The following is a 7,725-nucleotide window of genomic DNA, read 5'->3' as shown; positions in this document are numbered from 1 at the left end:
GGTAGTCGCCCGCCCCGGTCGTGTCGCCCCACCCGTAGACCCCGAGTCAGTGACGGGAAGGGTAGGGGCGGCGGGGGCGAGGACATCCCCTCCTACGCCCAGAGCTGCCCCTGCAGCGTCGCGATCGCTTCCTCCGTCGTCTCCGCCGTGTACACGCCCGTCGACAGGTACTTCCACCCGCCGTCGGCCACGACGAACACGATGTCGGCGGGCGAGCCCGCCGCGACGGCCTTGCGGCCGACCCCGATCGCCGCGTGCAGCGCGGCCCCCGTGGAGACCCCGGCGAAGATGCCCTCCTGCTGGAGGAGCTCCCGCGTACGGGTCACCGCGTCGGCCGAGCCGACCGAGAAGCGGGTGGTGAGGACGGACGCGTCGTACAGCTCGGGCACGAAGCCCTCGTCGAGGTTGCGCAGCCCGTAGACGAGATCGTCGTAGCGCGGCTCGGCCGCGACGATCTTCACGTCGGGCTTGTGCTCGCGCAGGAACCGGCCCACGCCCATCAGCGTGCCGGTGGTGCCGAGCCCGGCGACGAAGTGCGTGACGGACGGCAGGTCGGCGAGGATCTCGGGGCCCGTGGTCGCGTAGTGCGCGCCCGCGTTGTCGGCGTTGCCGTACTGGTAGAGCATCACCCAGTCGGGATGCTCGGCGGCCAGTTCCTTCGCCACGCGCACCGCCGTGTTGGAGCCGCCCGCCGCCGGGGAGGGGATGATCTGGGCGCCCCACATGCCGAGCAGGTCCCGCCGCTCCTGCGAGGTGTTCTCGGGCATGACGCACACCATGCGGTAGCCCTTGAGCTTCGCGGCCATGGCGAGCGAGATGCCGGTGTTGCCGGACGTCGGTTCGAGGATCGTGCAGCCGGGTGTCAGCCGGCCGTCCTTCTCGGCCTGTTCGACCATGTGGAGCGCGGGGCGGTCCTTGACCGAGCCGGTCGGGTTGCGGTCCTCAAGCTTCGCCCAGATACGGACGTCGGCGGACGGCGAGAGCCGCGGCAGGCGCACCAGAGGGGTGTTGCCCACCGCGGCCAGCGGGGAGTCGTAGCGCATCGGCGATCAGAGCCCGGCAGCCCGGTCAGACCATGCCGCCGGCGACGGCCGGCAGGATGGTGACGCTGTCGCCGTCGGTGAGCTTGGTGTTGATGCCGTCGAGGAAGCGGACGTCCTCGTCGTTCAGGTACACGTTCACGAAGCGGCGCAGTTCGCCCCCGTCCACGATGCGGGCCTGGATGCCCGTGTGGCGGCTTTCGAGGTCGGCGAAGAGCGCGGCAAGGGTGTCCCCGCCGCCCTCGACGGCCTTCTGGCCGTCGGTGTAGGTGCGGAGGATGGTGGGGATGCGGACCTCGATGGCCATGGTTGCGGGCTCCTGTCGGAAAGCGGAAGTCGGAAGGCGAGTCGGGTCTGGGGGTGGTGCGCGGGGCGGTGCGTACGAGGACCGCGCCGGGCGGGCGGGACGCCGGTCGCGGCCCGCGCGGAGCCGAGGCTCTCACTGCCGTACGGCGGCAGGGTTCAGCGCGTACAGATGGCGCTCTGCAGCCTGCACAGGTCGACGTGCAGCCGCGCCACGAGCAGCATGCCCGGCGTCTTTTCGCTCACGTCGTGGGAAACCATGGGCTCATCGTATCGATTCCCGGTCCGGGTCCCGGAATGTGATCTCAGATAGTGGATGAATTCTGCCCGACATACGGGATCAGGTGGCGCCCACGGAAGTTCAGTACGCCTCCACCACCGTGACCTCCTCCTCCGTGACGACCCCGTCGACGATCCGGAACGAGCGGAACTGGAAGTCCCCGAGCCCGTCGGTGTCGGCGGTGGAGACGAGGACGTAGTGAGCGTTCGGCTCGCTCGCGAGGTTGATGTCCGTGCGGGAGGGATGGGCCTCGGTGGAGGTGTGCGAGTGGTAGACGACGACCGGTTCCTCGTCGCGGTCGTCCATCTCGCGGTACAGCTTGAGCAGGTCCCCGGAGTCGAACTCGTAGAACGTGGGCGACATCGCCGCGTTCAGCATGGGGATGAAGCGCTCGGGGCGGCCGGTCCCCTCCGGGCCCGCGATCACGCCGCACGCCTCGTCGGGATGGTCCTGGCGCGCGTGCGCGACGATCTGGTCGACGAGGGCCTGGGTGATGGTCAGCATGGGGCCAGGATAGGCAGACGGCAGCCCCGTACCGGAGAGTGGTACGGGGCTGCCCACATGCTGGGCATCCGGGGGCGGCGAGGGGCGCGCCCTCCAGGACGGGACCGGCTGGTCCGCGTCAGTTGACCTTCTCGAACTCCGGCTCGCGGCGCTCGGTGACCTCCGGGTTGCGGGACTTCAGCACGGCCCAGCCGATGCCGAGCGCGGCGGCCCAGCCGGCCATCACGTACAGGCAGACGCGGGAGTCGGCGTCGTACGCGATGAGGCCGGTGACGAAGAGCAGGAACGCGACCGCGACCCAGCTGAACTTCGAACCGCCGGGGGCCGGGAAGGGCGAGGCGGGCAGGCGTCCCGCGTCGACGGCGCGGCGGTACAGGATGTGGCTGATGAGGATCATGAGCCAGGTCCAGATGCCGGCCGCGGTGGCCACCGAGACGACGTAACCGAAGGCCTTCTCCGGGACGATGTAGTTCAGGATCACGCCGACGCCCATGAACAGGACGGAGAGCGTGATGCCGAACGCGGGCGTCTTGGTGGCGGACAGCCTGTTGAAGATCTTCGGGGCCTCGCCGTTGTCCGCCAGGGTGCGCAGCATGCGGCCCGTGGAGTACATGCCGGAGTTGCAGGAGGACAGGGCAGCCGTCAGTACGACGAAGTTGACGATGCCGGCGCCCGCCGGGATGCCGATCTTCGCGAAGGCCGCGACGAAGGGGCTCACGCCCGGCGCGAACTCCGTCCACTTCACGACGCAGAGGATGACCGTGAGCGCGCCGACGTAGAAGAGGGCGATGCGCCAGGGCAGGGTGTTGATCGCCTTGGGGAGGGTCTTCTCCGGGTTCTCGGACTCGCCCGCGGTGACGCCGACGAGTTCGACGGCCAGGTAGGCGAACATGACGCCCTGCAGGGTCATCAGGGACGAGCCGATGCCCTTGGGGAAGAAGCCGTCGAAGGCCCAGAGGTTGGAGACGGCGGCGGTGTCGCCCGCGGAGCTGAAGCCGAAGGTGAGCACGCCGAGGCCGATCACGATCATGCCGATGAGGGCGGTGACCTTGACCATCGAGAACCAGAACTCGATCTCGCCGAAGAGCTTGACGGAGATCAGGTTCGCCACGAAGAGCACGACCAGGAAGACCAGGGCCGTGACCCACTGCGGGATCTGCGGGAACCAGTAGTTGACGTAGATCGCGGCGGCGGTGAGTTCCGCCATGCCGGTGACGACCCACATCAGCCAGTACGTCCAGCCGGTGAAGTAGCCGAAGAACGGGCCGAGGAACTCACGGGAGTACTCCGCGAAGGAGCCCGAGACGGGACGGTAGAGCAGCAGCTCACCGAGGGCCCGCATGATGAAGAAGATGATGACGCCCGCGAGGGCGTACATCAGGATGAGGCTGGGGCCCGCCTTGGCGATGTTCGCCCCGGCTCCCAGGAAGAGGCCGACGCCGATGGCGCCGCCGATCGCGATCATCTGGACCTGACGGCTGCCGAGCCCGCGTTCGTAGCCCTCTTCGGGGGCGTCGCCGTCGGCGGCGCCGTTGCCGCCCCGCTCGTCGTCGTGCTTACCGACCTGCACCGAGGTCATGTCTGATGCGCCTTTCTCCATGCCGGCCCGCGCCTTCGTCGGCTGCGGTCCGGTGTCCGAATCCCCCCGGATTACTGGAGTCGAACGGGCTCCCCGAGCCCGCTCATGCCTGGCCGGCGGTCGCCGGCTCGGTGGCGCACCCGGCGGGACGTGGGTGGTGTCCCGTCGGGCGATCGTGAAGATTTATCACGGCCGCAACATTCGTCGTCCGGGGCGCTTGTAGCGCATGCCACAGGAAGAAGCGGACATACGACACCCGGGCCCACATTGCAGGCCCGGGCGGTGATGTGATCGTTATCCGGATTTGAGCGTCCGCTGAGCGAACGGTCGATGTCGTGTCATCGACGGCTGCGCGTCACGGCATCAGCGTCTCGACGAGGGTCTCCTGCAGCCCGCCGAGCCACAGGTACGCCATCACCATCGGCTTGCGCGGGTCCTCGTCGGGGAGCCGGTAGAGCAGGTCCGTGTCCTCCTCGTCGACGACGTCCAGCCGGGAGCCGATGGCGAGGCGCAGGTCGTTGAGGCAGCTGAGCCACTGCTTCGATTCCTCGGAGGTCAGTTTCAGGACCGCTCCCCCCTCCCCCACGGCCGCCACGCCGTCCAGGGAGCGGATCACCACGAGGGCGTTGTCCCGTTTGCCGGCCCGCAGGTCGTTCTCGGTGAAGCGGCGGAACTCCGAGGAGTACGCGCGCTGCTCCTCGGCCTGCTCGGGCGAGGTGGCCTCGACGTCGGGTCCGCTGTACGCGTCCGGGAAGAGGCGCTTCAGCACGGGGTCCGAGGGCGGCTCGCTCGGCCCCTCCGCGAACAGTTCGGCGAGCGGGTCGTCGGAGACGTCCTCGCCGGGGCCCGGTCCGATGAGCTCCAGGAGCTGTACGGCGAGGGAGCGGATGATGGAGATCTCGACCTCGTCGAGCGCGACGGCCGCGCCGCCGCCGGGGAGCGGTTCGAAGTGTCCTGGCATCAGGTTGCGTCGCTACTTCCAGTACTGCGCGGGCGTCGGGTGCTGCGCCGGCGTCGGGCGGGTGCCGGTCCTGCCGTGGCCGGCCCTGTCGTGGCAGGCCCTGCGGTCTTGGGTCCCGCGAAGTCCGGTGGTGCTGCGATGTCCGGTCTCGCGGTCCGCGGCCAGGTCATTTCCGGTCGTGCTGGAGGGTGGCCCACAGACCGTAGCCGTGCATGGCCTGTACGTCGCGTTCCATCTCCTCACGGGTGCCGCTGGAGACTACGGCCCGGCCCTTGTGGTGTACGTCCATCATCAGCTTGGTGGCCTTGTCCTTCGAGTACCCGAAGTACGTCTGGAAGACGTACGTCACGTAGCTCATCAGGTTGACCGGATCGTTGTGGACGATGGTCACCCAGGGGACGTCGGGCTCGGTTACGGCGAAGACCTCCTCAGCCGACTCGGTCTTTTCGGTCTCTAGGGGTGCGGGAGCCGTCACACGGCCCATGCTGCCACCACAGGCGGGTGCCCGGCCAAACGAGGGCCGCACAGCATGCGCATCGCGGGCGAGCCGCACATCACACGGCCTAGAAATCGTCAGAGTGACGAGATAGGGGTAGCATCCTGGTCATGAACACTGCGGACCTGGGACTGCCGGTGGATGTGCCGTCGACAGCTCTCTTCACGGACCATTACGAGCTGACCATGCTGCAGGCCGCTCTCAAGGGCGGCACGGCCGACCGGCGTTCGGTCTTCGAGGTCTTCACCCGCCGCCTGCCCGAGGGCCGCCGCTACGGTGTCGTGGCCGGCACCGGGCGGGTCCTGGACGCGGTGGAGAACTTCCGCTTCGACGCCGACGTCATCGGCTTCCTGCGCGAGCGGAACGTCGTGGACGAGCCGACCCTTGAGTGGCTGGCCTCGTACCGCTTCGGCGGCGACGTCTGGGGCTACCCGGAGGGCGAGGTGTACTTCGCCGGGTCGCCGGTCCTGCGGGTCGAGGGCTCCTTCGCGGAGTGCGTGCTCCTGGAGACGGTGATCCTCTCCATCCTCAACCACGACTCGGCCATCGCGGCCGCAGCCTCCCGGATGGCCTCGGCGGCCGGCGGGCGCCCGCTGATCGAGATGGGCGCCCGGCGCACCCACGAGCTGGCCGCGGTCGCGGCGTCCCGCGCGGCGTACGTCGGCGGCTTCACCACCACCTCGGACCTGGCCGCGGGCTTCCGTTACGGCATCCCGACGGTCGGTACGTCCGCCCACGCCTTCACCCTCGTGCACGACACCGAGCGGGACGCCTTCCGCGCCCAGGTGGACTCGCTGGGCCGCGGCACCACGCTGCTCGTGGACACGTACGACGTCGCCGAGGCCGTGCGCCTCGCCGTCGAGGTGGCCGGGCCCGAGCTGGGCGCCGTCCGCATCGACTCCGGTGACCTGCTGCTCGTGGCGCACCGGGTTCGGCAGCAGCTGGACGAGCTGGGCGCCACGAAGACCCGGATCATCGTGACCTCGGACCTCGACGAGTACGCGATCGCCTCGCTGGCCGCGGCGCCCGTGGACGCGTACGGGGTGGGCACCCAGCTGGTGACGGGCTCCGGGCATCCGACGTGTTCGATGGTCTACAAGATCGTCGCGCGCGCCGAGTCGGCGGACCCGAAGGCTCCGCTCCTGCCGGTGGCCAAGAAGTCCTCGGGCGGCAAGACGTCGATCGGCGGCCGCAAGTGGGCCGCGCGGCGGCGCGACGAGCACGGGGTCGCCGAGGCCGAGGTGATCGGCACGGGCGCGGTCCCGGCCGAGCTCGCCGACAGCCAGCTCCTGGTGCAGCTCGTCAAGGGCGGCCAGGTCGTCGCCCGCGAGCCGCTGGACGTCGTACGCGACCGGCACGCGGCGGCCCGCGCGAACCTGCCCCTGTCGGCGACCCAGCTGTCACGCGGCGAAGCCGTCATTCCGACCGAATACGTGTGAGAACCGGGGGCGGTACTCGCCTGTACCGGCCCCGTACTGGAGTGAACGGGCGGCAAGCCGGGAAGGGGCACGGCAGCGACCGCGCCCTCACGGGGCGCGGGGAATTGCGCCGAGCCCCCACCGATCCGCACACCATCCACCGGCCTCCCCGCGGAGCGCCTCGCCGAGCCGAAGGACACCGCCCATGCGCCGCGCCCTGATCGTCGTAGACGTCCAGAACGACTTCTGCGAGGGAGGCAGCCTCGCGGTGCCCGGCGGGGCGGACGTGGCCGCCGCGATCACGGAGCTGATCGGGCAGGCGCCCGCCGGCTACCGCCACGTGGTGGCGACCCGCGACCACCACATCGCCCCCGGGGGCCACTTCGCGGACAACCCCGACTACGTCCACTCCTGGCCCGCGCACTGCGTGGCCGGCACGGAGGGGGTGGGCTTCCACCCGAACTTCGCACCGGCGGTCGCCTCCGGCGCGATCGACGCCGTGTTCGACAAGGGCGCGTACTCGGCGGCGTACAGCGGCTTCGAGGGCGCCGACGAGAACGGGGTCTCGCTGGGCGAGTGGCTGCGTACGCGGGAGATCACCGAGGTCGACGTCGTGGGCATCGCCACGGACCACTGCGTGAAGGCGACGGCCCTGGACGCGGCGCGGGAGGGTTTCCGCACGCAGGTCCTGCTCGACCTGACGGCCGGGGTGGCCCCGGACACCACGACCCAGGCCCTGGACGCGCTCCGAGAAGCAGGCATCGAACTCTCCGGCAAGCCGGTGGTCTGAAAGGCGCCCCGCAGGGGCCGCCTTTCAGGGGCGCGGGGAACTGCGCGGCCAGCCACGACGGATCCGCAGCAGACCACGCACCGTCAGCCCCCCAGGGGCGCGGGGAACGGCGCGGCCAGCCACGACGGGTCCGCGGCAGACCACGCACGGTCAGCCCCCCAGGGGCGCGGGGAACGGCGCGGCCAGCCACGACGGGTCCGCAGCGGGACGACAACGCGCTGCGGGCGTGCGTGTCGGCTGTGGGCCGGTGGGGGCTTGTCGCGCAGTTCCCCGCGCCCCTGGGGGGCTGACGTGCGTCGTCGGCTGCGGGCCGGTGGGGGCCGGCCGCGCAGTTCCCCGCGCCCCTGGGGGGGC

Annotated in this window: 9 protein-coding genes; 2 read left to right on the top strand and 7 right to left on the bottom strand. The window is 70.4% G+C overall.

Going from position 1 to position 7,725, the window contains the following annotated elements; all coding sequences use genetic code 11:
- Positions 1-92: 92 nt before the first annotated feature.
- The 7 genes from ACFWGJ_RS39265 to clpS form a co-directional block, all read right to left on the bottom strand.
- Positions 93-1,043, bottom strand: coding sequence for a PLP-dependent cysteine synthase family protein (locus ACFWGJ_RS39265; protein ID WP_210882245.1), 951 nt, complete (start codon positions 1,041-1,043; stop codon positions 93-95).
- A 25-nt stretch (positions 1,044-1,068) separates the two neighbouring features.
- Positions 1,069-1,347, bottom strand: a complete 279-nt coding sequence (locus ACFWGJ_RS39260; RefSeq protein WP_107015983.1) for a MoaD/ThiS family protein — start codon at positions 1,345-1,347, stop codon at positions 1,069-1,071.
- 155 nt (positions 1,348-1,502) lie between these two features.
- On the bottom strand, positions 1,503-1,604 hold the full coding sequence (locus tag ACFWGJ_RS39255) for a putative leader peptide (protein ID WP_315903768.1): 102 nt from the start codon (positions 1,602-1,604) through the stop codon (positions 1,503-1,505).
- A 100-nt stretch (positions 1,605-1,704) separates the two neighbouring features.
- The gene (locus ACFWGJ_RS39250; RefSeq protein ID WP_107015981.1) at positions 1,705-2,127 is read right to left on the bottom strand and encodes a Mov34/MPN/PAD-1 family protein; all 423 of its coding nucleotides are present in this window, start codon (positions 2,125-2,127) and stop codon (positions 1,705-1,707) included.
- 118 nt (positions 2,128-2,245) lie between these two features.
- Entirely contained in the window at positions 2,246-3,706 is a 1,461-nt protein-coding gene (locus tag ACFWGJ_RS39245; RefSeq protein WP_387333752.1) for an amino acid permease, read from the bottom strand.
- 355 nt (positions 3,707-4,061) lie between these two features.
- Positions 4,062-4,667 carry a DUF2017 domain-containing protein gene (locus ACFWGJ_RS39240; protein WP_210882242.1) on the bottom strand — a complete coding sequence of 202 codons (606 nt, stop codon included), beginning with the start codon at positions 4,665-4,667 and terminating at the stop codon, positions 4,062-4,064.
- A 166-nt stretch (positions 4,668-4,833) separates the two neighbouring features.
- Positions 4,834-5,151, bottom strand: coding sequence for an ATP-dependent Clp protease adapter ClpS (gene clpS, locus ACFWGJ_RS39235; RefSeq protein WP_210882241.1), 318 nt, complete (start codon positions 5,149-5,151; stop codon positions 4,834-4,836).
- A gap of 122 nt (positions 5,152-5,273) precedes the next feature.
- Between clpS and ACFWGJ_RS39230 the strand changes: the two genes are divergently transcribed.
- A complete protein-coding gene (locus tag ACFWGJ_RS39230) occupies positions 5,274-6,602 on the top strand; it encodes a nicotinate phosphoribosyltransferase (RefSeq protein WP_387333751.1) in 1,329 nt (442 codons plus the stop codon).
- A gap of 184 nt (positions 6,603-6,786) precedes the next feature.
- On the top strand, positions 6,787-7,371 hold the full coding sequence (locus ACFWGJ_RS39225; protein WP_387333750.1) for a nicotinamidase: 585 nt from the start codon (positions 6,787-6,789) through the stop codon (positions 7,369-7,371).
- Positions 7,372-7,725: the final 354 nt, after the last annotated feature.

It is taken from the genome of Streptomyces sp. NPDC060205 (assembly GCF_042728395.1).
Taxonomy (GTDB): domain Bacteria; phylum Actinomycetota; class Actinomycetes; order Streptomycetales; family Streptomycetaceae; genus Streptomyces.
The sequence above is the reverse complement of the archived record's forward strand: the minus strand, read 5'-3'. Positions and strand labels throughout refer to the sequence as shown.